23 protein-coding genes are annotated in these 25,064 nt (G+C 60.2%); 7 read left to right on the top strand and 16 right to left on the bottom strand.

The features are described from left to right. Nucleotides 1–18 precede the first annotated feature (18 nt). From moaA to mobB, 5 genes are all read left to right on the top strand, one after another. Complete coding sequence (gene moaA, locus ACFVTJ_RS04345) at nt 19–1,068, top strand: GTP 3',8-cyclase MoaA (protein ID WP_386904914.1); 1,050 nt, start codon at nt 19–21, stop codon at nt 1,066–1,068. A 168-nt stretch (nt 1,069–1,236) separates the two neighbouring features. Continuing rightward, entirely contained in the window at nt 1,237–2,205 is a 969-nt protein-coding gene (locus ACFVTJ_RS04340) for a DMT family transporter (protein ID WP_386904913.1), read from the top strand. A 1-nt stretch (nt 2,206) separates the two neighbouring features. Next, nucleotides 2,207–3,406 carry a multidrug effflux MFS transporter gene (locus tag ACFVTJ_RS04335; protein ID WP_386904911.1) on the top strand — a complete coding sequence of 400 codons (1,200 nt, stop codon included), beginning with the start codon at nt 2,207–2,209 and terminating at the stop codon, nt 3,404–3,406. Then, the gene (gene mobA, locus ACFVTJ_RS04330; protein WP_386904909.1) at nt 3,403–4,044 is read left to right on the top strand and encodes a molybdenum cofactor guanylyltransferase MobA; all 642 of its coding nucleotides are present in this window, start codon (nt 3,403–3,405) and stop codon (nt 4,042–4,044) included. Before ACFVTJ_RS04335 ends, mobA begins: the two co-directional genes overlap by 4 nt. After that, nucleotides 4,041–4,556 (top strand): molybdopterin-guanine dinucleotide biosynthesis protein B, encoded by a 516-nt coding sequence (gene mobB, locus ACFVTJ_RS04325; RefSeq protein WP_386904907.1) that lies wholly within the window; start codon nt 4,041–4,043, stop codon nt 4,554–4,556. The genes mobA and mobB overlap by 4 nt, the downstream gene beginning before the upstream one ends. A gap of 269 nt (nt 4,557–4,825) precedes the next feature. Here mobB and ACFVTJ_RS04320 read toward each other — a convergent pair whose 3' ends face one another. The 13 genes from ACFVTJ_RS04320 to ACFVTJ_RS04260 form a co-directional block, all read right to left on the bottom strand. Continuing rightward, nucleotides 4,826–6,397, bottom strand: a complete 1,572-nt coding sequence (locus tag ACFVTJ_RS04320) for a peptidoglycan DD-metalloendopeptidase family protein (protein WP_386904905.1) — start codon at nt 6,395–6,397, stop codon at nt 4,826–4,828. A 345-nt stretch (nt 6,398–6,742) separates the two neighbouring features. Then, nucleotides 6,743–7,396: a protein-L-isoaspartate(D-aspartate) O-methyltransferase gene (locus ACFVTJ_RS04315; RefSeq protein WP_386904903.1), complete on the bottom strand. Its 654-nt coding sequence runs from the start codon at nt 7,394–7,396 to the stop codon at nt 6,743–6,745. After that, complete coding sequence (gene surE, locus ACFVTJ_RS04310) at nt 7,393–8,163, bottom strand: 5'/3'-nucleotidase SurE (protein WP_386904901.1); 771 nt, start codon at nt 8,161–8,163, stop codon at nt 7,393–7,395. The genes ACFVTJ_RS04315 and surE overlap by 4 nt, the downstream gene beginning before the upstream one ends. Before the next feature lie 213 nt (nt 8,164–8,376). Further along, on the bottom strand, nt 8,377–9,660 hold the full coding sequence (gene serS, locus ACFVTJ_RS04305; RefSeq protein WP_386904899.1) for a serine--tRNA ligase: 1,284 nt from the start codon (nt 9,658–9,660) through the stop codon (nt 8,377–8,379). A 96-nt stretch (nt 9,661–9,756) separates the two neighbouring features. Then, the gene (gene tatC, locus ACFVTJ_RS04300) at nt 9,757–10,560 is read right to left on the bottom strand and encodes a twin-arginine translocase subunit TatC (protein ID WP_386904898.1); all 804 of its coding nucleotides are present in this window, start codon (nt 10,558–10,560) and stop codon (nt 9,757–9,759) included. Next, nucleotides 10,557–11,288, bottom strand: a complete 732-nt coding sequence (gene tatB / locus ACFVTJ_RS04295) for a Sec-independent protein translocase protein TatB (RefSeq protein WP_386904896.1) — start codon at nt 11,286–11,288, stop codon at nt 10,557–10,559. Before tatB ends, tatC begins: the two co-directional genes overlap by 4 nt. 56 nt (nt 11,289–11,344) lie before the next feature. Continuing rightward, nucleotides 11,345–11,551, bottom strand: coding sequence for a twin-arginine translocase TatA/TatE family subunit (locus ACFVTJ_RS04290; protein ID WP_003509722.1), 207 nt, complete (start codon nt 11,549–11,551; stop codon nt 11,345–11,347). A 131-nt stretch (nt 11,552–11,682) separates the two neighbouring features. Then, a complete protein-coding gene (gene scpB / locus ACFVTJ_RS04285; RefSeq protein ID WP_386904894.1) occupies nt 11,683–12,417 on the bottom strand; it encodes an SMC-Scp complex subunit ScpB in 735 nt (244 codons plus the stop codon). Beyond that, the gene (locus tag ACFVTJ_RS04280) at nt 12,410–13,255 is read right to left on the bottom strand and encodes a segregation and condensation protein A (protein ID WP_386904892.1); all 846 of its coding nucleotides are present in this window, start codon (nt 13,253–13,255) and stop codon (nt 12,410–12,412) included. The genes scpB and ACFVTJ_RS04280 overlap by 8 nt, the downstream gene beginning before the upstream one ends. A gap of 58 nt (nt 13,256–13,313) precedes the next feature. After that, a complete protein-coding gene (gene nagZ / locus ACFVTJ_RS04275) occupies nt 13,314–14,330 on the bottom strand; it encodes a beta-N-acetylhexosaminidase (RefSeq protein ID WP_386904891.1) in 1,017 nt (338 codons plus the stop codon). 247 nt (nt 14,331–14,577) lie between these two features. Beyond that, nucleotides 14,578–17,589, bottom strand: a complete 3,012-nt coding sequence (locus ACFVTJ_RS04270) for an SPOR domain-containing protein (RefSeq protein ID WP_386904889.1) — start codon at nt 17,587–17,589, stop codon at nt 14,578–14,580. 66 nt (nt 17,590–17,655) lie between these two features. Continuing rightward, entirely contained in the window at nt 17,656–19,413 is a 1,758-nt protein-coding gene (gene argS / locus ACFVTJ_RS04265; RefSeq protein ID WP_386904887.1) for an arginine--tRNA ligase, read from the bottom strand. 75 nt (nt 19,414–19,488) lie between these two features. Next, complete coding sequence (locus tag ACFVTJ_RS04260) at nt 19,489–20,706, bottom strand: deoxyguanosinetriphosphate triphosphohydrolase (protein ID WP_386904885.1); 1,218 nt, start codon at nt 20,704–20,706, stop codon at nt 19,489–19,491. Nucleotides 20,707–20,921: 215 nt separating this feature from the next. Here ACFVTJ_RS04260 and erpA point away from each other — a divergent pair, with 215 nt between their 5' ends. Together erpA and xth are read left to right on the top strand one after the other, a co-directional pair. Next, the gene (gene erpA, locus ACFVTJ_RS04255) at nt 20,922–21,254 is read left to right on the top strand and encodes an iron-sulfur cluster insertion protein ErpA (RefSeq protein ID WP_003515615.1); all 333 of its coding nucleotides are present in this window, start codon (nt 20,922–20,924) and stop codon (nt 21,252–21,254) included. Between the two features lie 95 nt (nt 21,255–21,349). Continuing rightward, complete coding sequence (gene xth, locus ACFVTJ_RS04250; protein ID WP_386904884.1) at nt 21,350–22,147, top strand: exodeoxyribonuclease III; 798 nt, start codon at nt 21,350–21,352, stop codon at nt 22,145–22,147. A gap of 43 nt (nt 22,148–22,190) precedes the next feature. On the opposite strand, the gene exoR is transcribed toward xth, so the two are convergent. From exoR to ACFVTJ_RS04235, 3 genes are all read right to left on the bottom strand, one after another. After that, on the bottom strand, nt 22,191–22,985 hold the full coding sequence (gene exoR, locus ACFVTJ_RS04245) for an exopolysaccharide production regulator ExoR (RefSeq protein WP_386904882.1): 795 nt from the start codon (nt 22,983–22,985) through the stop codon (nt 22,191–22,193). Next, the gene (locus ACFVTJ_RS04240) at nt 22,972–23,280 is read right to left on the bottom strand and encodes a hypothetical protein (protein WP_386904881.1); all 309 of its coding nucleotides are present in this window, start codon (nt 23,278–23,280) and stop codon (nt 22,972–22,974) included. The genes exoR and ACFVTJ_RS04240 overlap by 14 nt, the downstream gene beginning before the upstream one ends. Before the next feature lie 268 nt (nt 23,281–23,548). Next, nucleotides 23,549–24,838 carry an outer membrane protein transport protein gene (locus ACFVTJ_RS04235; RefSeq protein WP_386904879.1) on the bottom strand — a complete coding sequence of 430 codons (1,290 nt, stop codon included), beginning with the start codon at nt 24,836–24,838 and terminating at the stop codon, nt 23,549–23,551. Nucleotides 24,839–25,064 lie beyond the last annotated feature (226 nt).

Below are 25,064 nucleotides of genomic sequence, written 5' to 3'. Positions count from 1 at the left end.
CGCGGTAAGGATGGAGACGTGAACAGTTTCCCCGGTTCGCTTGGAAAAGCGGAAACACTGACTGACAACAGTACACCGATGGTGGACCCGTTCGGCCGCGCCATCACCTATCTGCGCGTATCCGTCACCGATCGCTGTGATTTCCGCTGCACCTACTGCATGTCCGAGCACATGACCTTCCTGCCGAAGAAGGATCTCCTGACGCTCGAAGAACTCGACCGTCTCTGTTCCGTCTTCATAACGCGCGGCGTGCGCAAGCTGCGTCTCACCGGTGGCGAGCCGCTGGTGCGCAAGAACATCATGTCGCTAGTGAGGAACCTTGGCCGCCATGTGCAAAGCGGGACGCTCGACGAACTGACGCTGACAACCAATGGCTCGCAGCTTGCGAAATTCGCAGCCGAACTTGCCGATTGCGGCGTGCGCCGCATCAACGTGTCGCTCGATACGCTCGACCGCGATAAATTCCGCCAGATCACCCGCTGGGGCGATATCGACCGGGTCATGGAAGGGCTCGATGCCGCGCAGGCGGTAGGCATCAAGGTCAAGCTCAACGCCGTGGCGCTGAAGGATTTCAATGACGCCGAAATGCCCGAGCTGATGCGCTTCGCCCATGGCCGCGGCATGGACCTGACGGTCATCGAGACCATGCCGATGGGCGAGATCGAGGAAGACCGCACAGACCGCTATCTGCCGCTCTCAAAGCTGCGCGCCGATCTCGAACGGCGCTTCACGCTTGTCGACAGCGACTACCAGACCGGCGGACCTGCCCGGTACGTCACGGTGAAGGAAACCGGTGGCAGGCTCGGCTTCATCACGCCAATGACCCATAATTTCTGCGAAAGCTGCAACCGCGTCCGCCTCACCTGCACCGGCACGCTTTATATGTGTCTGGGCCAGGATGATGCCGCCGATCTGCGCACGGCGCTGCGCGCCTCCGACAGCGACGCCTATCTTTCCAGTGCCATCGATGAAGCCCTCCTGCGCAAGCCGAAAGGACACGATTTCATCATCGACCGGACCCACAAGCGCCCCGCCGTCGCGCGCCATATGAGCGTGACCGGCGGCTGAGGCCGGCTGAACGTCTTTCTCGCGCACCCACCGATATAAACGGTTGAATTGCCGGCCCTACCGTGCCACGTCTCTATCTATGGAGGAATGCGTGGTGATGCCTGGGAGGCTGCCCACCTCGCCCGGCAAGGGCGGCGGGATACCGCGCATGGTCTGGGATATTTGGGAATGGCATTGACGGACAATACGCGCGGCGCACTTTTCATGGCGCTCGCAATGGCAAGCTTCACGGCCAACGATGCGCTGACGAAGTCCGTCACCCCCTATATCAACACCGGCCAGATCATGTTCGTGCGCGGTATCATGACCGTGGTGCTGATTTATATCGCCGCCCGGCATTTCGGGGCGCTGCGGCCGCTGAGGACGCTGCTGCGGCCCATCATCATCCTGCGCTGTCTCTGCGAGGTGACAGCTGCCGTTCTTTATCTGACGGCGCTTGGCCTGATCGAATTCTCCAATGCCTCGGCCATCTTGCAATCCCTGCCGCTGGTGGTGACGCTGGGTGCCGCACTTTTCCTGCGCGAGCCGGTGGGCTGGCGGCGTTGGCTGGCCATCATCGTTGGTTTCATCGGCGTGCTCATCATCATCAGGCCCGGCCCGGAAGGTTTCACCCCAGGCGCGCTGCTCGTCGTCGCATCGCTCGCGGTTACTGCCGCGCGTGATCTGCTGACGCGGAAAATGTATGCCGATGTGCCTTCGCTCGCCATCACCGTCATTACCGCCTTCGTCAACATGGCGGTGGGCGGGCTTCTGATCATGCCCTTCGGCGGCTGGCAGCCGATGAATTTCACAATCGTGTCGCATCTGGCCGGTTCGGCCGTTCTGGTACTGGTCGGTTACCAGGCCATCATCCTGTCGATGCGTACTGGCGAAATCTCCTTCGTCGCACCGTTCCGTTACACCGGCCTGCTCTGGGGCTTCATGATCGGTGTGTTTTTCTTCAACGAAAAGATCGACAGCTACACCATCATCGGCGCCATGATCGTCATCGGTTCGGGCCTTTATACATTCTATCGCGAAAGCCTGCGCAAACGCTCGCAGATGGCCAAGCGCGCGGCCGCGACACCAACCGCCGCAACAACGGTAAGACCGGTTTCCGTAACGAAAGCTACAGTTCCGGAAGAGGCCGGAGAATGACATGAAAAACAGCCGTTTCCTCGACCGGACCACCCCGCCCCATATCATCACGCTGGTCGTCATCGCCGGCGTCGCGGCGCTGTGCATGAACCTGTTCCTGCCGTCGCTTTCAGCCATGGCGCTCTATTTCGAGATCGATTACGCCGTGATGCAGTTCGCCGTATCGGGTTATCTCGCCGCCACCGCCCTGCTGCAACTCGTCATCGGCCCGCTTTCCGATCTCTTCGGCCGCCGCCCCGTCATGCTGGCGAGCATTGCCATCATGATCGCCGCCACGCTGGTCTGCATGCTGGCGTCCGACATTACCGTCTTTATGATCGGGCGCGTGGCCCAGGCGGCCGTGGTTTCCGGTTTCGTGCTCGCCCGCGCGATCGTGCGCGACATGGTGCCCATGGAACAGGCGGCCTCGATGATCGGCTATGTGACCATGGGCATGTCCGTGGTGCCGATGGTCGGCCCGACGGTTGGCGGCCTGTTGAATGACTTTTCCGGCTGGCAATCCAGCTTTGCACTGCTCGCGCTTCTCGGTGCCGGTATTCTGGTGCTCGCCTGGTTCGATCTAGGCGAAACCAACCACAATAAGTCAGCGAGTTTTTCACAGCAATTCCACGCCTGGCCGGAGCTTCTGCGCTCGCCGCTATTCTGGGGTTATGCGCTGACCTCGACCTTCTCGTCAGGCATGTTCTTTTCCTTCCTGGGCGGCGCGCCCTTCGTCGGCAGCGTGCTTTACGGGCTGACCCCCGCCATGCTGGGCCTGCAATTTTTCTTCATGGCCAGCGGCTACATGCTCGGCAACTTCGTCTCCGGTCGTTATGCCAGCCAGATCGGCATCAACAGAATGATGCTCTCGGGCAATGTGATCGGAATTGCCGGCATCGTGGCCGCCATCCTGCTGATAACCGGCGGGGCGGAAAGCGCCTATGCGTTTTTCGTGCCGCTTGCCCTGATCGGCGTCGGCAACGGCGTAACGCTTCCAAGCGCCAATGCCGGCATGGTCAGCGTCCAGCCGCATCTGGCAGGCTCCGCCTCCGGTCTCGGCGGCGCCATGACCATCGGCGGCGGCGCGGCTCTTTCCGTGCTCGCCTCCTCGGTCCTGTCCAGGGAGGACGGAACTTGGCCGCTCCTCCTGGTGATGCTGGCGACCGGCCTTGTCGCCCTCCTCACCACCTATGTCGTAAGGCTGCAGGAAAAGCGGCAATGAGCGCGCCATCCCGAACGATACCCGGTCTCGTGCTTGCCGGCGGGCTCTCGCGGCGCATGGGCAGCAACAAGGCGATGGTAACGCTGGGCGATGCGCCGTTGCTTTCCCATGTCATCCGCCGCATCACGCCGCAGGTCTGTGATGTCACCATCAATGCCGCCACGACCGACAAGGGCAGTTGGGCAGAGGGTTTCGGCCTGCCGCTTCTGCCCGATACGCTGAACGGCCATGCCGGGCCGCTCGCGGGCGTTCTCGCCGGTATGCGGCACTACCGCAATCGCGACACCACCGGCAGCCATTTCCTGACGGCGCCCGCCGACAGCCCGTTTTTCCCCGACGATCTGGTGGCGCGGCTTTGCGAGCACCTGTCGACAGATACGATCGTCATCGCCGCCTCCAGCGGCCAGCTTCACCCCGTCTTCGCGCTATGGCCGGTGGCGCTCGCCGACGACCTCGAGGACTGGCTGAAGAATGATGCGAACCGCCGCATCCGCGCCTTCCTCGCCCGCCACGTCACCATCGGCGTGGCATTCCCACCGCTGGAAACGGCCAAGGGAAGCCTTGATCCGTTCTTCAACATCAATACGCCGGATGAACTGGCTCTGGCGCGCAGCCATCTGGAGAGTATGGAAACATGAGCGAACAGAAGGTCTTCGGCATTGCTGGCTGGAAAAATTCGGGCAAGACCGGCCTTGCGGTGCGCATCGTCACCGAACTGACGGCACGCGGTTACCGCGTCTCCACCATCAAGCACGCCCATCATGATTTCGATATCGACAAGGTCGGCGCCGATAGCTGGCGTCACAGACAGGCGGGCGCGCACGAGGTCACCATCGTCTCCGGCACCCGTTTCGCCATCATGCACGAGTTGCGCGGCGAACCCGAGCCCTCCTTCGAGGACATCCTCTCCCGCCTCGCGCCATGCGATCTCGTGCTGATCGAGGGTTATAAATACGAACCCGTGCCGAAGATCGAGGCGCGCCGGCTGGAAGCGGCCAAGACTGAACCGCTCGCGCCGCTCGATCCGCACATCATCGCAATTGCCGCCGATCATGCGGTGACGGACACGGCCCTTCCCGTCTTCGATCTGGACGATACGGCAGCGATTGCTGATTTCATTGAGGCGACGGTGGGTTTGGTGAAGCGGTAAACAGGCGTCAGAACGGAACAGCGTCGGCGCCCAGGCCGCCTCCCCACTTCCGTCATACCGGCCCTGAGCCGGTATCCAGCCAGCCCAAGTCCTTGGGCTGAAAGGACCCTCTCGCCGCGCCGACGCGCGTCGGCTGGATGCCGGATCAGGTCCGGCATGACGGAGGAGATGTGTCATGCAGCAAAAACGCAATGCATTCCACACCCCCACCCCAAAAATGAAAAAGCCGGGCTCATCACCCGGCTTCATCATTCCTTGAGACGCAATACCTATTCAAGGAAAGTGGATGGGTTCACCGGTGTCGCATCCTTGCGAACTTCGAAGTGAACCTGTGGACGCTTGGCGCTGCCGGTCATGCCTGAGGTGGCGATGGTCTGGCCGCGCTGAACCTTCTGGCCGCGCTGAACGTCGAGATTGGCGGCGTTGCCGTAAACCGTGACCTTGCCGTCGTCATGACGGACGAGAACCGTGTTGCCGAGCTGCTTCAGGCCGTTGCCGGCATAGATGACCACGCCGTTTTCGGCGGCCTTGATCGGCGTACCCTCGGGAACCGAGATGTTGATACCGTCATTGCGGCTGCCTTCGACATTGTCACCGAAATTATTGATGACAGCGCCGCGAACCGGCCAGCGATATTTGCCGATGCCGGTAGATTCCGGCGCGACGGAGGCCATGTCAGCCTTCTTCTCGATATCGCTGACACTTGCGGTCGCCGGTGTGGCGGGCGCAGAGGCAGCGGGAGCCGCAGCCGGGGCCTTATAGGGCTCTGGCTTCACCGATGCGGTTTCGACAGCCTTGACTGCCGCCGCTTCCTTGGCCGGAACGGAGGCCGTCTTGATTGCATCCGTGCCCGCACCCGGCATGTTGAGTGTCTGACCGACGCGGATGCTCTCGTTGGAGATGCCATTGGCGGCCTTGAGCGCTGCAACCGACACGCCGTTTGCCCGGGCGATCTTCGCCAGGCTGTCGCCCGGCTGAACCTTGTAACCACCGGTCGGCGGCAGGGGCTTGCCGCCCGGAGGCGTCAGCTTGTTGGCTTCCCCGGAAACCTTGTCACGGGCGGCGGCCTGCGACGGCAGCACGGCCACGTTTCCATCAGGGGCACGCAGCGGTGTCGGCTGGTCGCCATTGCGGTTGAGAGCGATATTGCCTGCGGCATCCTTGGCGGCGTTACGGACCTGGCCGAATTTTGGAATGAGGATCGACTGGCCAGCCTGCGCCGAAGACGCGGTTTTCAGGCCATTGACCCGCAGCAGTTCCTTTTCCGGAACGCCGTAACGGTTGGAGAGCGTTGCAATGCTTTCGCCGGGGCGTAGCGTGACCGAAGACGCACCGTCCGTGTGCCAGCCGTTCTTGTCAGTGCGAACCGTTGCGGTGGTCAGGTTATCCGCAGCGGGAGCAGCGGCCTGCTGGGCAGGTGCGGCAAGAGACGGCGCGGCCTGCCGCTGGGCAGATGGGAAAGGCTGGGCCATGGCTTCGTTGCGGGTCGACGGATCACGGCTTGCCACCGCCGTCGGGGCCGACAGTTCGGAGCGCTGCACCGGCGAAGCCGAAGCACGGGCCGTGGAAGGCTGAACGCCGCCATAACCACCCGATTGCTGCGGATAGGAATTGCCCGCCATGTTCTGGTTGGCGTATCCGCCCTGCGGTGCGGCAGAGGCGTAACCGCCATTCATGTCGCCCTGCGGAACCGGGGCCTGCGCATAAGCACCGCCGCCCTGACGGGCTGGAATTGACGCCGTTGTCATCCGATCCGGTCCACTGGAAAAGAGGCCGCTGAACCGCGTTGCATCCGAGCTACAGCCCGTTGCGACGCTTGCCAGCAATGCCGCTGCGAACATTTTTGCGACTGATTTTCCGATTTTAGACGAATGTCTCATACGCATGACTCGATCTACACTGACGCCAACCCACCGCATCGAGACCGATCCGGCACAAATTTCATTTCTTGCAAGGCCCATTTCCCGAGGTGGGGAAAACCATGCGTCGATGTTTATGATTAAAGCGCGTTAGTGTTACCACGCCGTTAAAACGTTAAGCCGTTTGGCGCTTTTTTGACACTTCGATAACCATGACGAAAACAGGATGCGTCATGTTGGGACAATAATGATATTGAAAATCAAATAGTTGCGACAATTCAGAACATTAGAAGACAAAAATTAATTGCCTTCAAAATTTTCATGTCGTCACAAATGCCGGGCAATGTGGGTGCTGAGGGGCAGGTAAGGGGCCTCGAACAGCTCTTCCTTCTCGAAGCGGCTGCCGGTCTTGGAGAAGCGCGTCATCACGCAGCGATCATCCTCGACGATAATAGGCGCGATCATCATGCCGCCGGAAACGATCTGCTCGGCAAAGAAGCGGGGCATGGTGGTGAAGGCAGCGGTTGAAACAATCCGGTCGAAGGTGCCCTCACCCACCAGACCGTTGCTGCCATCCGCCTGGCGAATGACGACATTGCGGATGGAGAGATCATCAAGACAGTTCTGCGCCTGCTGCACCAGCGTCTTGTAACGCTCCAGCGAAAAGACCCGCTCCACCCGGCGCGCGATGATCGCCGTCATGAAACCGCTGCCCGTACCGATCTCAAGCACGCGCTGGCCGGGTTTCAGCTGCAGACGGGCAAGTATCCTCACAGCCATGTCAGCGCCTTCCATGAAGGCGCCGCAGTCGATCGGGATCGTACGGCTGGAATAGGCATCGGCCGCAAATTGCGGCGGCACGAATTTGGAACGCGGCGTCTGCTCAACCGCCGTCAGAAGGTCAAGATCGGAAATCCCCTCGCCCCGCAGGCGGAGAACCAGAGCGGCAAAACCTTCCTTTTCGACCATGGCAGATTTCAATCGGCTACTCCGAATCCAAGTGCTTGCGCAACCCGATCCTTGACCGTGTAGTCCGTCAGGTCAAGCTTAAGCGGCGTAACCGAAATCTTGCCATGCTTTATGGCGTGGATATCCGTGCCCTCGCGGAAGGTGCCGAGACGCTCGCCGAAGCGCAGCCAATAGTAAGGAAGACCGCGACCATCCTGCCGCTCTTCCACCGTCAGGCCGAAATCGAGCTTGCCCTGCCCGGTGACAGACACGCCCTGCACATCCTTGGGCGCACAATTGGGGAAATTGAGATTGAGGAACGTGCCGTCGGGCAGATCGACATTTATCAGCTTGCGAATAAGATCGGGCGCATAGGTCTCCGCCACTTCCCACGGCACAATGCGCCCGTCAGCATGGCTGAAGGCCTGGCTCAGCGCGAAAGACCGTACGCCCTGCAACGTGCCTTCAATAGCGCCGGCAATCGTGCCGGAATAGGTCACATCATCGGCCATATTCGCGCCGGCATTGACGCCCGACAGCACGAGATCGGGTTTTTCGGGCAGAACCTCGCGAATGCCCATGATGACGCAATCGGTCGGAGTGCCGCGCAGCGCGAAATGCTTGTCGGAAACCTTGCGCAGCCGCAGCGGCTCGGACAGTGTGAGGGAGTGAGCGAGACCGCTCTGGTCCGTCTCCGGCGCAACGATCCAGACGTCGTCTGACAATGTGCGGGCGATACGTTCAAGCACCGCCAGCCCTTCGGCGTGGATACCGTCGTCGTTTGTCAGCAAAATCCGCATGTTTCTCTCTCCGCTTCTCATGTCTTCAGGGACGGAGCATCCTCTCCTCCGGCGGTGAAGTGTGCAGTTCCCTCAACGTCATACTCGGGCCCGTCCCGAGGATCTAATCACGTCCACATAAATCGATAGGTTGCAGATCCTCGGGACAGGCCCGAGGATGACGGTCGGAGCAATTGGCAAACTCTGTTTCCAATAGCACGATGCCGCGCTTTCTTAAGCCGCCTTCTCGATTCGCGTCAGTCCGCCCATATAGGGCAGCAGCACCTCTGGAATTGTGACGGAACCGTCGTCGTTCAGGTAATTTTCAAGAACGGCGATCAGGCAGCGGCCGACAGCCGTGCCGGAACCGTTCAGCGTGTGCACGAACTTCGTCGACTTGTCGTCCTTGCCGCGATAACGCGCGTTCATGCGACGGCCCTGGAAATCGCCGCAGACCGAGCAGGACGAAATTTCGCGATAGGTATTTTGACCGGGCAGCCACACTTCCAGGTCGTAGGTCTTGCGCGCGCCAAAGCCCATATCGCCGGTGCAGAGCGTCATGGTGCGGAAATGCAGGCCAAGACGTTTCAGAACTTCCTCGGCGCAGGCCGTCATGCGCTCATGCTCGGCAACCGCACTTTCCGCATCCGTGATCGAAACAAGCTCGCACTTCCAGAACTGGTGCTGGCGCAGCATGCCGCGCGTATCGCGACCGGCTGAGCCCGCCTCCGAACGGAAGGACGGGGTCAGCGCGGTGAAACGCAGCGGCAGTTTTTCCTGTTCGAGAATTTCACCTGACACGAGGTTGGTCAGCGTCACCTCGGCCGTCGGGATCAGCCAGCGGCCATCCGTGGTTTTGAACAGGTCTTCGGCAAATTTCGGCAATTGCCCGGTACCGAACATCGCCTCGTCGCGCACCATCAGCGGCGAGGAGACCTCCGTGTATCCGTGCTCGCTGGTGTGCAGATCGATCATGAACTGACCAAGCGCCCGCTCCAGCCGGGCAATCTGGCTGGTCAGCACGGTAAAGCGCGAACCCGAAAGCTTGGCTGCGCGCTCGAAATCCATGTAGCCGAGCGCTTCACCGATCTCGAAATGCTCCTTGGCCTCATGGTTCCAGCCAGGCTTCTGGCCGACGACGCGGGTCACCACATTGTCGTGCTCGTCCTTGCCGTCGGGCACGTCGTCGAAGGGAATATTGGGCAGACGCGACAGGGCGTCGTTCAGCTCGGCGGTGACCTGGCGGTCCTCCTCCTCGGCGCGCGGCATGTTTTCCTTGATGTCGGCGACTTCTGCTTTGAGTCTTTCCGCCAGCTCCATGTTCTTCTGCGCCATGGCGGCGCCGATTTCCTTGGAGGCGGCATTGCGGCGAGACTGCATGTCCTGCAGGGACTGGATGACGGAACGGCGCTTTTCATCAAGCGCGATCAGGCCGCTGGCAGCAGGCTCCGCGCCGCGGCGTGCAAGCGCCGCATCGAAGGCTTCGGGGTTTTCACGTATCCATTTAATGTCGTGCATCGTCGTTCCAGACCGTTGTTGCATTGCCCTCAGCAAAACGCCGGGCAAAGGCCCGGCGTGAGGAGATTTTATGAGCGGGTAGACCTTCGCAAATCGTCAGGTCTCTTCCAGCTCCGTGCTTTTGGATTCCGCCGCACGTTTCCTCTCCACGAGTCGAGCCATGTAGATGGAAATCTCGTAGAGAATGATCGCAGGCAGCGCAAGACCGATCTGGGACATGGGGTCCGGCGGCGTCAGCACGGCGGCAACCACAAAGGCCATGACGATAGCGAATTTGCGCTTTTCCCTGAGCCAGTCGCTGGTCAACAACCCGACGCGCGCCAGAAGCGTGGTGACGACGGGCAGCTGGAACACCAGGCCGAAGGACAGGACCAGCGTCATGATGAGGCTGAGATATTCCGACACCTTCGGCATCAGCGAAATCGCCACTTCACCGTCGACAGGCAATTGCTGCATGGCGAGGAAGAACCACATGACCATGGGCGTGAAGAAGAAATAGACGAGTGCGGCACCGATGAGGAACAGGATCGGCGATGCGACGAGGAACGGCAGGAAGGCGGCCCGTTCGTTCTTGTAGAGACCCGGCGCCACGAATTTATAGAGCTGCGAGGCGATCACCGGAAAGGAGATCACCATCGCGCCAAACATCGCGACCTTGATCTGCGTGAAGAAAAATTCCTGCGGCGCGGTATAGATCAGCGACGACTTCGCCACGTCGAGACCGGCCCAGATCACCGCCCATTTATAGGGAATGACGAGCAGGTTGAAGAGATGCTTGGCAACGGCGAAACAGGCGATGAAGGCGACAAAAAATGCACCGAGCGACCAGATCAGCCGCGTGCGCAGTTCCATCAGATGTTCGATAAGCGGCTGCGGCTTGTCCTCGATATCCCCGCTCATGCTTCATCCTTTTTGGGCTTTGCAGCCTTTGTTCTTGTCGCTTTGGCCGGCTTGGCCTCAGCCACCACGACAGGCTTTTCAGCCGCGACCTTCTTGACGGTCGCCTTTTTGACGACTGCCTTTACGGTCGGCTTTACAGCAGCGGTCTCGGTGGAATCCACAGCAACGGCTTCTGGCGCCACAGCAGCTTTGGTGCGGCTGGCACGTTTAGGCTTGGCGGCAACCGTTTCTGCCTCGACAGTGGCGATCGATTTCGCCCGGGTGCGCTTCGGCTTTTCCGCCGTTACGGCAGGTGCCGCGACAGGGGTGGTGGCTGTGACAGGCGGCGTATCCGGGAGCTTCATCTCAGGCTCGGGAACGCTGACCAGCGGCGCAACAGGCTCGCTGGTCGCCGGCGCCGGGGTGGACGACAGGGCATCCGGTGCAGCCGTCGCCTTCTGGAGATCTGATTTGATTTCGTTCCCCAGCTGGCGAAGCGGGTTCATCGCGTCGCGCAGCGAGTTTGTCGGGTTGAGATTGCGGACATCGGAGATGGTCTGGCGCACATCGTCCATGTCGGCCTCTTTCAGGGCCTCATCGAACTGGGTGCGGAAATCCCCCGCCATCTTGCGAAGGCCAGCCATGGTCTTGCCAAAGGCCCGGATCATGGGCGGCAAGTCTTTCGGCCCGACAACCACGATCAATACGACCGCAATCACCAGCAGCTCGCTCCAGCCGATATCAAACATCAATATGCTCCCGAGACCCTAACGCGCGTCAGTCTCACACCAAACGGCAGGGCCGCTTACTTGATCTCGTCAGCCTTGTGGTCGACGGTCTTCGTGTTGGCATCGGCCGGCGGCGGCGTCTGATCTTCGTCAGCCATGCCCTTCTTGAAGCTCTTGATGCCCTTGGCGACATCGCCCATCAGTTCCGGGATCTTGCCGCGTCCAAAGAGAACGAGAACGATCACCAGCACGATCAGCCAATGCCACACACTAAAAGAACCCATAATTCAAAACTCCTGAATTTCGCTTTCAGACGATGTAAGACGTTTGAAAGGCTTTTTCAAACAACAAATTGCCGCTTCAACAGGGTGTGAGCATAAAGTTTTTGCGTGCTGTCGCCGACGCGACGACTATCTCAATCGTCGCCGTCGCCACCACCAGGCGCAAGCAGGCCCAGCTCTTCCAGATCAAGCTGCGTAATCGGGTCTTCGTCCTCACGCAATTCGTCACTCATCATCGGCAAGGGCACGCCGAAATTGGAGGGTATGCGGCCAGAAAGCAGCCCTGCGCCCTTCAGCTCCTCAAGGCCCGGCAGATCCCGCAACTCCTCAAGGCCGAAATGGTCGAGAAACTCCACCGTCGTGCCGATCGTCACCGGCCTGCCGGGCGTGCGCCTGCGGCCCCGGAACCGGACCCAGCCCGCCTCCATCAGCACATCCAGCGTGCCGCGCGAGGTCTGGACACCACGAATTTCTTCGATCTCGGCGCGTGTCACCGGTTGATGATATGCGATAATCGCCAGAACTTCCAGCGCCGCGCGCGAGAGCTTTTTCGGTTCCTTTTCCTCGGCACGGATGACGAAGGAAAGATCGCCAGCCGTGCGGAAGGCCCATTGCCCGCCCACCTGCACGAAGTTCACGCCCCGGCCCGCATAGGCAGCTTTCAGGCGCTGCAGAACGGCGTCGACATCCATGCCACGCGGCAGGCGCTCCGCGATGAAACCCGGGGAAACCGGCTCGGCCGAGGCGAAGACCAAAGCCTCGGCGATCCGCTCGGCCTCTTTCAACTGGCGTTCGGAAAATACCGTGGGGTCTGATCCCACCCCTTCCGTCACGATCGTCGCCTCGGCTGTCTCATCATTATCAGTCATTGTCAGTCCTCTCGGCAACCGCCGCACGATCATCCCTCGTACCACGGCGCATATAGATGGGCTGGAAAGCCCCATCCTGCCGGATTTGCAGCGATCCCTCGCGCACCAGCTCCAGCGAAGCAGCAAAGGCGCTGGCGATCGCCGTCACCCGCATCGCGGGATCGGGCACATATTGCAGCAGATACTGATCGAGCACGGTCCATTCCCCGACATCGCCAAGGAGGTTGGTCAGCAGCTCGCGCGCTTCGACAAGGGACCAGACCTGCCGCTTTTCAATCGTGACCTGGGTGATGGCCTGCCGCTGCCGCAGATTGGCATAGGCGCTCAGGAGATCATAAAGATTGGCCTCGTAGGCCGAGCGGTTGATATGCGGAATATGCTCCGGCGCACCACGGGCAAAAACATCGCGGCCAAGCTGGGCGCGATTGATGAGCCGTTCCGCCGCCTCGCGCATCGCTTCCAGGCGTTTGAGCCGAAAGGCCAGCGTCGCAGCCATTTCCTCACCCGAGGGGCCGTCATCCTTGGATTGCTGCGGAATGAGGAGCTTGGACTTGAGGAAGGCGAGCCACGCGGCCATGACCAGATAATCGGCCGCCAACTCGATACGCACGCGCCGCGCGCTTTCCACGAATTGCAGATATTGCTCGGCAAGCGCCAGCACCGAAATGCGCGACAGATCGACCTTCTGCGTGCGGGCAAGATGCAGGAGAAGATCGAGCGGGCCTTCGAAACCCGCGACATCGATGACCAGCCCGGCCTCACCCGTCAGCCGCTCCGGCGTCACATCCTGCCAGAGCTTGTCCATCGGCGTTGAATTGCGAGACTTGTCTGCGGCCATTGTTCCATCCGCCGGGCGTCCGGCCTTGATCCCGAGTGAGCGGCCGCCCCCGCGATCGTCAGGAAACGGCCCACATGGCGTTGAATTCGGCTCTCAGTTCCGCTTCGTCGGATGGGTCCGCAGTCGGGAAACCCGCTTCAACTGCCCGCACCCGCTCCAGCGAGCGGCCGGAAAGAACGGGAACCTCTTTCACGACCTCAAGCATTTCACCCATCACGCCGTTGCAATGCAAGACTATATCGCAGCCACCAGCAACAATATTCGCAGCTCTTTCACCCAGCGTACCCTTCAACGCGTTCATTGAACTGTCGTCGGACATCAGCAGGCCGTCAAATCCGATCCGCCCGCGAATAATCTCCTCGATCACCTTCCGTGAAGTCGTCGCCGGCCGTTCGCGGTCGACGGCATTGAATACCAGATGCGCGCTCATGGCCATCAATTCGTGGTTCAGCGCCCGGAAGGGCACGAAATCATGCGCATCCAGCTCATCGAGCGGTACGTCGACCACAGGCAGTTCATGATGCGAATCCACCATGCCGCGGCCATGACCCGGCATATGTTTCATGACAGGCAGCATGCCGCCCGCCTTCAGCCCGTCGGCCGCCGCCTGCCCCATCTCGGCCACCATGGTCGGCGTGTAACCGTAAGCACGGTTGCCGATGACATTGCTCGCACCTTCCACCGGCACGTCGAGCACCGGCAGGCAATCGACATTAATGCCGAATTTCATCAGGTCAAACGCGTGCAGTCGCGACATCAGCCAGGCTGCACGCAGACCGGCACCCCTGTCACGCTCGTAGATTTCCCCGAGAATGCGGGCATTCGGATAGGCCTGCAGGATCGGTGGCTTGATACGCTGGACCCGTCCGCCCTCCTGATCGATCAGCACCGGCGCATCTGGCCGCCCGACGGCATCGCGCATGGCGGCGACGAGATCGGTGATCTGCTGCGGCTCGCCGATATTGCGACCGAACAGGATGAAACCCCAGGGCCGTTCGTCGCGGTAAAGAGCGATTTCGTCGGCAGTCAGCGAAAGCCCGCTGCATCCGAGGATCATAGCTTTGCAATCGGTCATGGTGTGACGCTTTCAGGAAATGGAATGGGAAATGGCATTGTATCGAAAGATGTGGGGAGGAGTGTCAAACTCTCCGCCGTCATGCTCGGGCCTGTCCCGAGCATCTGCAACCGACCGGTTGGCGAAACGTTGGCAGATCCTCGGCACAAAGCCGAGGATGACGTCGCGTGTGGGGAAAACCCTTCCCACCCAAAAGAAGGGTTGCCTTAGACGGCAACCCCAAGCTTTCGAGCCGTAATGGCCGCTATCAGCGTGCCACCAGGCAGCTGCCACCGGCCGAGCGGAACTTTTCGCACAGCGCCACGGCTTCGTTCTTGTCACCCGCCGGGATGCGGACGCGGTAGAACGTACCCTTGCCGGCGATTTCGGCGGCCTTGATGTCGACGCCGCGTCCACCGATGACAGAGCCGAACTTGGCCGACATGTTCTGGTAGGACTTCTGGGCTTCGGCCTGGCTCGGCAGCGAGGCGATCTGGATATAGTAACCACCGGCAGACGGCGTGCTGGTCGCAGCCGGAGTCGCGGCTGCCGTCTGCTGCTGGGCAGGAGCGGTTGCCGCCGGGCGGACATTGCCCTGATTGGTAACCGTTGCCACCACATTGGCGGGCTGCGAGGACGGACGCGCCGCAGGAAGCGGTGCTGCAGACTGCGCTGCCGGCTTGGCAGCGGCGGCAGGCGTATTGGCCTGAGGCTGAGCCTGCTCCGGCGCCACCGGAACCCGCGAAGCGGCGATGACGGCGGGAGCGCCCTCACCCGGCTTGGCGGTCTGTGGTGCCGCAAGCTCGGCCACCTTGTCGGCCTTTGGCGGCTGGGCAGCCGGAGCGTCGACTTCCTGCGCCACTAGCGTACCGTCAGGCTTGACGATCATGGTGCGGACCTTGCGCGGCGAAACGCCCGTTGCGCCAGCACCTTCGTGCTGGGCGGCCTTTTCTTCCGGCGAGAGCAGGCGTGGATCCTCGGTCTCGCCAACCGGCGTGCCGGCGGATTCCATATCCGCGTCGTTTTCACCTTCCAGCGGCAATTGTTCGGGGATCAGCGTGCGCTGAACCACATCAACCGGCTGCTCGTTGCTGGAAATCAGCGCCGGCTGCTTCGGATCGGCAGCACTGCCGCCAGCCACGCGATCATAGACCGCCTTGTCCTGATTTGGAACGACGCGACCGCCCGGATTTTCCGGTACAACCTTCATCGGATCGTTATCGGCGGAAATGATAACCGGCGCACCATTCGAGCCGGTGCTAGACGAGCCGCCGGACACCAGCGCGTAAACGCCGCCGCCGATCAGCACCAGACCGATTGCTGCGGCGACCGGCATGATCCACCGGCGACCGCCGCGTTCATCCTCGTCGCGATAGGCGGCCTGATGATCGACATAGGTATTTTCGGCATCGCGGGACGCATTGCCACGGGAAGCGGCAGCTTCCTGCATGGAGCGGCGGAAATCCTCTTCCAGCGCCCGCTCGAACTCATCGGCTTCTTCCGGAGCCGGCGCAGGGCGCGCCTGGGCAGCACCGCGGTTTTCCGCATGTTTGTGACGGTCGAGACCACCAGCGACAGCAGGTGCAAACAGCGTCGCAAGCTCGGTATCGATATCGAGATCTTCCTCGTGACGGCGCGCGGCGGGCTTGGGCTCGAAAACCCCGACCGGCAGTTCCGGCACATCCATCTCGACGATAGTTTCCGGATGTTCTTCCGTTTCGCCGATCTGCGAAGGATCGAAAGGCAGGCTTTCCAGTGTTTGCGGCACAGCCGGCTGCACGGCAGCGGGACGCGGCTGAACCGGAGCGGCAGCTGCGGCGACTGGCGCCGCGGCAACAACGGGCGCGGGGCGTGTCTGCGGCGCAGGCTGTTCCCTCACCGGCTGCGGCGCAACAGCAGCAACCGGCGCGGCGGGCTGCGGACGCACGGGCTGCGGTGCAGGTGTCGGCGCAACCTCCGCTTCAGCGATTTCGGACAGATCCAGATCAAGGTCGAGATCATCGAGCGCAAGCTCGAAATCATCATCATTGAAGCCGGCGAAATCCGTGAAATCCGGCTCGTCGACGGGTAATGCGGGCGCTGCGGCAACGACCGGCGCTGCCTTCGCGGGTGCTGATGCGACAACCACGGGCGGCTCGACTTTCGCGACCTGCGGAGTTGGCTCGGCCTTTACCATCGGCGGCTCGCCGCGCTCGGGAATGGAATATTGCGCAACGCCGTAAATCAGCTCGTCCATCGGCGAGAGGTTTTTCGCCGCCGGCTTCTCGGCAATTGCCGCCGACAGCGGTTCTGCGGCAGGCGTGAAGACCTCGGCGACCGGATGCGCAACTGATGGCGCGGTATCTTCGGCCTGAACAACGACGGGAGCGGGCTCGACTTGCGGCTCGATCCGGGCCGCAGCGGGCTGCTGTTCGGATCGCGGCTCCACCCGCCGCGGATCGACGGCCGAAACATCACGACGTGCACCGAAATTGGCGAGCGGCAGCCTCAGGCTGGAAAATTCCAGCGACGAACGGCCGGCATGCGAAGGAGGACGGACCGAAACCGGCGCGGGCGCTTCTTCGGCAACGGCAATCTCCACCTCATCGGCGAGATCGAAAGCCTGAGGCTCCGACGCATGGGCGTGAGCGCCGGAAGAAATATTGCTGGAAACATCGGCCGGGAGTTCCGGCATGGCATGCCACTCAGGCTGCGACGGCTCGACGACCTGCGGCTCTTCCCACGCGTGCTGGGGCGCGGCCTGCTGGTAAACAACCGGCTCGGCAGCGCGCGGCTGGCGCGAATGCACATCGAAAACCTCCGCCACCGCACCGGCGTCATCACGGAAATCGGCGCGAATATCCTGCTGCCCGGATGTTTCGACGTAATTATGGATATAGGCCTGATCGACCTCGGCAAGCGGCTCCTGCCTCACCTGCGGCTGCGGCGCGGGTTCATCCATCGGCGCAAGCTCGGGCTCGCGGCGGGCGAAAACCTGCTCGACGCGCTGCATGAAATAATTGGGATGGATGCCGGCACGAACATCGTTCGCCGGGTCAAGAACGACCGGATCGGCGTGCGGCGCATCGTAAACCTCGAACTCACGAAGCAACTCGTCTTCGAGATTGAATTCGGGTTCGCGGCGGACGACCGGCGATGCAGCGCGTGGCTGGACCTCGGAACCCGCATGCGAAGGACGATCTTCAAAGCCGACGATACGCGCCAGTTCTGCCAGAGGATCGTTGTCAGCGAACCCTTCGGACCGGGCGTCCCGGTTATACGCGACATTTTTTTCGACCATTACGTGTTCCACCATCTACGCATTGCAGCTCTTGCCAGCGTATTGTGAGCAAATAATGGTGAGATGTTATCGCATTTCGTCAGGTGCGTCCGCTCCTAAAAGCGTAAGGCCAGACTTCAAAACATTCGCGACAGCATTCACCAGCCCAAGTCTGGCAATGCTCAATTCTCGGTTTTTATCGTTAATAAAACGTAATTCCTGATGGTCTTTACCCTTGTTCCAGTGTCCATGGAAGGAACTGGCGAGATCATAGAGGTAAAAAGCAAGCCTGTGCGGCTCATGCGACAGGGCCGCGGATTCGATCAGGCGCGGATATTCCGCAAGCTTTGCAACCAGCTGCAACTCGTTGATATCGCTAATCAAAGCAACAGACGCCGCCATGTCTTCGGCAGAGGGCGCAAGACCCGGAAACGCCTCCTGAGCCTGGCGGAAGATCGACTTGCAGCGGGCATGCGCATATTGCACGTAAAAGACCGGATTATCCTTCGATTGTTCGGTCACTTTCGCGAAATCGAAGTCCAGCGGCTCGGAATTCTTCCGATAAAGCATCATGAATCGCACCGGATCGCGACCGACTTCGTCGACAACATCGCGCAGCGTGACGAAATCGCCGGAGCGTTTCGACATCTTCACTGGCTCACCGTCACGGAACAGCTTGACGAGCTGGCACAGAAGAACCGTCAGCTTTGACTTGCCCTCGGAGACGGCGCGCGCGACGGCTTCCAGACGCTTGACGTAACCGCCATGGTCGGCACCGAGCACATAGATCATCTCGGCGAAACCACGGTCGAACTTGTTCTTGAAATAGGCGACGTCGGCGGCGAAATAGGTGTAGGAACCGTCCGACTTCATCAGCGCGCGGTCCATATCGTCGCCCACTTCAGTGGAGCGGAACAGCGTCTGTTCGCGATCTTCCCAGTCATCAGGCAATTCGCCCTTCGGCGGCGGCAGCGTGCCCTTGTAGACATGGCCCTTAAAGGTCAGATCGTTGATGGCCGAGAGGATCGGGCCACCATTGCCCTCATGCAGCGTGCGCTCCGAAAAGAACACGTCGTGCCGGACGTTGAGAAGCGCCAGATCCTCGCGGATCATGGCCATCATCGCATCGATGGCCTTGTCCTTGACGATAGGCATCCACTTCTCTTCAGGCATGGCGCGCAGCTTGATGCCATATTCATCCGCCAGCGCCTGGCCGACAGGAACGAGGTAGTCACCCGGATAGAGACCGGACGGAATGGTGCCGATATCTTCGCCCAGCGCCTCGCGGTAACGCAGGAACACGGAGCGGGCCAGCACATCGATCTGCGAGCCGGCATCGTTGATGTAATATTCCTTGGTGACGCCATAACCCGCAAAGGCGAGCAGGTTCGCCAGCGTGTCCCCCACAACCGCGCCACGGCAATGGCCGACATGCATCGGGCCGGTCGGGTTGGCCGAGACATATTCGACGTTGATCTTCTGGCCCGCACCGATCGTCGAGCGACCGAAATCGATGCCCTGCCCGATCATATCGGCAAGCAGACGCTGCCAGTAACCGACCGACACCTTGAGATTGATAAAGCCGGGACCCGCGACATTGACGCTATCGACATCGCTATCCGCCTGAAGAGCCGGAACAATGAGTTCCGCAAGGGCGCGTGGGTTGGTGCCGAGCGGCTTGGCCAGCACCATGGCGGCATTGGTGGCAACGTCGCCGTGGCTGAGATCGCGCGGGGATTCGACGGTAATTCGACTGAAATCGACCTTTTCGCGGTTCTCTTTCACGAGGTCGAGGGTCTCGAGCGCGTTTTTGATCCTGGTATCGAAATCAGCAAAAATGTTCATCGTTCCAACCTGCGCGAAGGGCTTCTGTTCATGTCCGGTATGTTAGCCGGTCGGGCTTCGCGATCGCCCGCTGCCCTATCTCAAATCGGGGGTGCGGTCAAACAGCCGCTGGTGGGCGCGCAGTGCATAACTGTCGGTCATGCCGGCCAGATAGTCGCCCACATGCCGGGCTTTTGCGGCCACGCTCATGCCGGAAATGCTGTCTACCCAGTAGTGGCTCTGCATCTCCGCCGGAGTTTCCATATATCGGTGGAAAAGATCGGTGACGATCTGCGTTGCGCCGGCGCGGATGCGCATGATTTCCGGATGCCGGTAAATATGGGCAAACAGCAGCTTCTTGATCTGCCTGTCGGTTTCGGCCATCTCGGGCGAGAAGGTCGCGACGGTAAAATCGGCGGCGCGGATATCAGCAGCCCGCTGCGGTTTCAGGCGGGCAAGATTCTGCTGCGCCACGCCGATCACGTCCTCAACCATGTGGGTAATCTGCCGGCGCATGATCTCGTTTGCAAAACGCTCCTTGTCGAGCACCGGATATTTCGCCCGCACCTGCGCCATCAAGCCGCTAAGGAATGGCACCTCCTCCAGCATCTCGAAGGTGAGATAACCGGCCCGCAACCCGTCATCGATGTCATGGGTGTTGTAGGCGATGTCATCGGCGATCGCCGCCACCTGCGCCTCAAGGCTGGCATAGCTGCCGATCTCCAGATCCTGTAGCTCACAATATTCGAGGATGGGCAGCGGGACCGGCCCCTTGATCCCCTCGCCCTTCGCATTGACCAGCGGGCCATTGTGCTTGACGAGGCCTTCGAGCGTCTCCCAGGTCAGGTTGATGCCGTCATATTCGGCATAACGACGCTCCAGCTTGGTGACGATGCGCAGCGACTGGGCATTGTGGTCAAAGCCGCCATAGGGCAACAGCACCGCATCCAGCGCGTCTTCGCCGGTATGGCCAAAGGGCGTGTGGCCGAAATCATGCACCAGGGCCACGCCTTCGGCCAGATCTTCGTCCAGCTTCAGCGCGCGGGCGAGCGCTCGGGCGATCTGCGCCACCTCGATGGTATGGGTAAGTCGCGTGCGGTAGTGATCGCCGTCAGGGCTGATGAAGACCTGCGTCTTATGCTTCAGGCGGCGAAACGCGGTCGTATGCACGATGCGGTCCCGGTCACGCTGGAATTCGGAACGCGTCAGGCTTCCCTCTTCGGGAAAAAGACGTCCGCGCGTCGTCCATGGATCCGAGGCGAAAAGCGCCCTCTCGCCACTTCCGAAACCCAATGCGCGCTGGTCTATGATCATGCATCCACCTGTTGACTTCTTAAGGCCGCGACTTCCTTTTGGTCTCGGCCATTGACCTTTTCATTCACCCTTCATACCTATCGCAGAGGTCAGCGCAAAGCATCATCGCCGCGCAGACGCCCTCACACAGGCTATAGACCGTTAATTTGACCGGTTTATAATAGTGACAACGAGATTATTGCTCTCCGGATCTTGACCCCGGCAGGAGAAACGACATGGAAAACAGCGACATTACCCTTTCGGAAGCAGCGGCAAAGCGAATCGCCCAGATCGTTGCAGCAGATGCCGGCAAACAGGCGCTTCGCGTCTCCGTCGAAGGCGGCGGCTGCTCGGGCTTCTCCTACAAGTTCGATCTGGCCGAAGACCCCGCCGATGACGACATCGTGATCGCCCGCGGCGACGCCAAGGTGCTGATCGACAGCCTGTCAGTTGTCTATATGGCGGGCTCCGAGATCGACTTCGTCGATAATCTTCTCGGACAGTCCTTCCAGATCAAGAACCCCAATGCCGTGGCAAGCTGCGGCTGTGGCACCAGCTTCTCGATCTGACGATTCTATCCACCACATCCTCGCCACCACCCTCCAAAAACGGTGGCAATCGCTTTTGCATCGGGTAAAAGTACCCCCACAAAAGGGAAACTCCGATGAAGATTGCCACCTGGAACATCAATGGCGTCAAGGCGCGTATCGAAAACCTCTGCCAGTGGCTGAAGGATTCATCGCCTGACATCGTCTGCCTTCAGGAAATCAAGTCCGTCGACGAGGGTTTTCCCCGGCTGGAGATTGAGGCGCTCGGTTATCACGTCGAGACCCACGGCCAGAAAGGCTTCAACGGCGTCGCCCTGCTCTCCAAGGTGAAGCCAGATGAGGTCAATCGTGGCCTGCCGGGCGATGATGCCGATGAGCAGGCCCGTTTCATCGAAGGCGTGTTTTCCGTGGATGGCGGCGCCATCCGCGTCTGCTCGCTTTACCTGCCGAACGGCAATCCGCCGGACGATCCGGTCAAATATCCCTACAAGCTTGCGTGGATGGAACGGCTGCGGCATTTTGCCGAAGATCGCCTCGCGCTGGAAGAGCCACTCATCCTGGCGGGTGACTACAACGTCATTCCCGAACCCTTCGATTGTCACGACCCACGCGTGTGGGAAGGCGACGCATTGTTTCTCCCGAAGACCCGGGCGGCCTTCCGCAAGCTGGAGAATCTCGGCTTCACCGATGCAGCACGCGCGACGACCGACGCGTCAGGACTTTATTCCTTCTGGGATTATCAGGCCGGCGCATGGCCGAAAAACAACGGCATCCGCATCGATCATCTGATGCTGTCAGCGGAAGCGGCCGACAGGCTGCAATCGGTCGAGATCGAAAAACATGTGCGGGCCTGGGAAAAACCGTCCGACCATGTGCCGGTCTGCGGTTATTTCGATTTCAGCCCGGTTGGCTGAGCCACTCCTGTCAGGCGGATAAAACCGGCCCCGATCAGCACCCTCAATCCGGATCGTTGAACTGCATGTTCTGCGCCATGGCGATGGCAGCACGGCGATCATTTTCCCCGGCCAGCGAAAAGGCCTGCTCCTGCAGGTTCTGGATCCAGGTACAGTCCGCCGCCGTGCATTTGTCGAGCGCCGCCGTCATGAAGGCGAGCCCCTGCGTCGTCTGGCCCTCCTGGAAGATCAGATTGCCGAAGATCGACATGGCGCCGGCATGGCCATGCTTTCGGGCCTGGTTGAGCCATTTCTTGGCCTGCTGCACATCGGCGCGGCCACCCTCGCCCGCGAGGATCATCTCCGCCAGCCGGAACTGCGCTTCAGCCACACCAAAGGTGGAAGCCACCTGGAAATAAAGCTGGCGGGCCTGCGAAAGGTCCATTTTCACGGGGCTGCCGGGAATGCCGTGGCGGTAATAGTCGGCCAGCGAGAGAAGGGCGTTGACGAAGAATCCGGTGTCTTCGGAGCCCGGCTCTACACCCTGGCTGGCGATTTCACTGTAGATCTTGAAAGCTTCCAGATCGTTCTTGGCGACGCCATCGCCATAGGCATACATATTGGCAAGTGCCCAGCGCGAGCCGGTATGGCCTTTTTCCGCCGCGTAACGATAGGCCTCGACGGCTTCGTCCTTGTTACCGTTCTTGTAGGCTTTGAAGCCGAACTTGAACAGGTCGAAGGGGCCGGATTCCTTGGTCACGCCCGCATTGATGTCAAAAGCCAGCACCGGCATTGCGAGCGACGCAAGCAACATGCCCATGAGGAGCGGCTTTAAAACGTTGGCTTCACATTTCAGCATTTAGGCGAACTTCTCTCACTGTTCCCGGCATATAGCCAATACTTGCGGAATACTGCAAAGCCGAACCCCGCCGGGTCGCGATTTTTCGAACACACTGCGTCTTTCCGGCAGCACTTTCCAGCGCACCACCGGTGGTTTCATGCGGCAATTGCCCTAATTTTCCAGTGAGACAGATATAGGCATAATTTCCGGCAACATAACGGCATTCCGTCATCCACCGGTCAGCGCCAGACAAGAAAGCCGGGCGAAATTCCCGTATTACTTGCTTAAACGCTGAATCCAAACCCGTTTTCACTTTCTGCAACTCCGCAGGCCCACATCAAACGCCTGCATGTTCTTTCATTCCCGCGCCTTTAAACATAAGCCAAGCACCCTGTTTGTGGCGGGAAATGGACAGATATGCTCACATTCCAACGCGCTCACACGCTTGCAGAAAAGTGTTGCCAAATCGTCACAAAACTTTTGGGCCGGGAAATTTTATCGAGCAGAAATCATAGTGGCGCATGAAAAAAGGCCCGGTTGGTAAACCGGACCTTTATTTTAGCATCCGCGAAAGGATGGGATCAGAACTTGACCTTCACGCCGGTGGAAATCGCCGCCACGAGATCGTTGCCGAAGTCGTAGCCTGCCTCGTTCCCGCAGGTGAAGCCCGCGCCGCAGGGGCCACCGTTGATCGAAGACTTACCCGATGTCAGCAGGCCAAGCGCACCCGCAATCTTGAACTCGATGTTCTTGTTGGGCGAATAGACGACCTGTGTGCCGAGGGTCCAGGTATCGGTCTGCGTACCGATAACCGTGGACGTTCCACGATCCCAGGTCAGGCTGACCGCGCCACTCCACTGTTCGTTGAACTTGTGACCAACGCCGCCGGAGATCGTCCAGCCGTCGCGATAGAACAGGTCAAGCGTGTTCAGCGTGTCTGCGCCACTTGGAACGCAGGGAGATGTGCCGACCGCGCAGAAAGGAATGACCTGAATCTGGCTCCAGTCCGTCCACTTCACGGAACCGAAAGCAAGCCAGTCTGGCGCTATGCCGGATTGAACTTTTAGTTCGATGCTGTCTGGCATGGAAACCGAGCCATAGATCGGCACGAGCTTGCCGCCGTATTTTGCAAGCGTCGGAGATATGGACGGCGGAGTCTGTGGGATCCCTCTCACATCGGCGAAGCCGGTCAAATCGTGATCGACAGCGCTGTTATAAACAAGGCTGGCACGGAACGCGATCTCGGGAATCTCATAGGCCATGCCGGCGCGCCAGCCCCAGCCGTCACCTTCCATTTCAAGTTTGCCGACGCCGCTAAAGCTGGACCAGGCTGGATTGAGGCCCAGAACGGCCGGCCCGAGAACCTGGCGATATTTATAGCCGCTCAATTCCTGATAGAAGCCGCCGCCGATGATCGAGAAGTCACCCTTGCCAAGATCGAACTTCACCCGGCAGGTGGTGGCGTAATTGTGCGACTTGACCTTGGTTTCGATATTGTAGCTCGATCCCTGCCAGATACCCGGATTGAGATGCGCGCCCCATGGCTGCGAATAGTCGAACATGCAGTCGCCAAAATCGCCGATCGCCGCCTTGGCACCGATACGGGTCGACCAGAAATTCTCGGAATCATCCGCACTCGTTGACCAGGACGCTGGCAAAGGACCGCTCTTAAGCGGATTGTCCCGTGCATTCTCCACCTTGCGCTGCGGTGCGACGAAGGTCGCGGAACTGTCGAGAACGTAATCGGACGGATCGAACAGCAGATCGATATTGTAACCGCCGCGCTCAAGACCGCCGGCCAGTGAAGGCGTTACCGCCGCGATGCTGACTGCGAAACATACTGCGCCGCGAAAAATTGCAGTTTTTGCCATCTCTCTCCCCAATCAAGGCAATGTGATCGTCAAAAGAGTGAAGGGCTTCGTGGCAAATGACAATCTGCCGCACAGTGGCACAGTTCTGCGACACCTCCTCATTTTTTACGTAAGAATTTTATGTATGCGCCCTAAATTAGTCATTTTAGGTTATTTTTCTAATTCATACGGGCGACTCCGTCATAAAATGAAACAAACGCCTACGGCCAACCAGAATTGTCGCCAA

The sequence above is a fragment of the Agrobacterium sp. NPDC058088 genome, from assembly GCF_042885035.1.
In the GTDB taxonomy this organism is placed as follows: domain Bacteria; phylum Pseudomonadota; class Alphaproteobacteria; order Rhizobiales; family Rhizobiaceae; genus Agrobacterium.
This window is presented reverse-complemented; position numbering and strand designations above follow the sequence as displayed.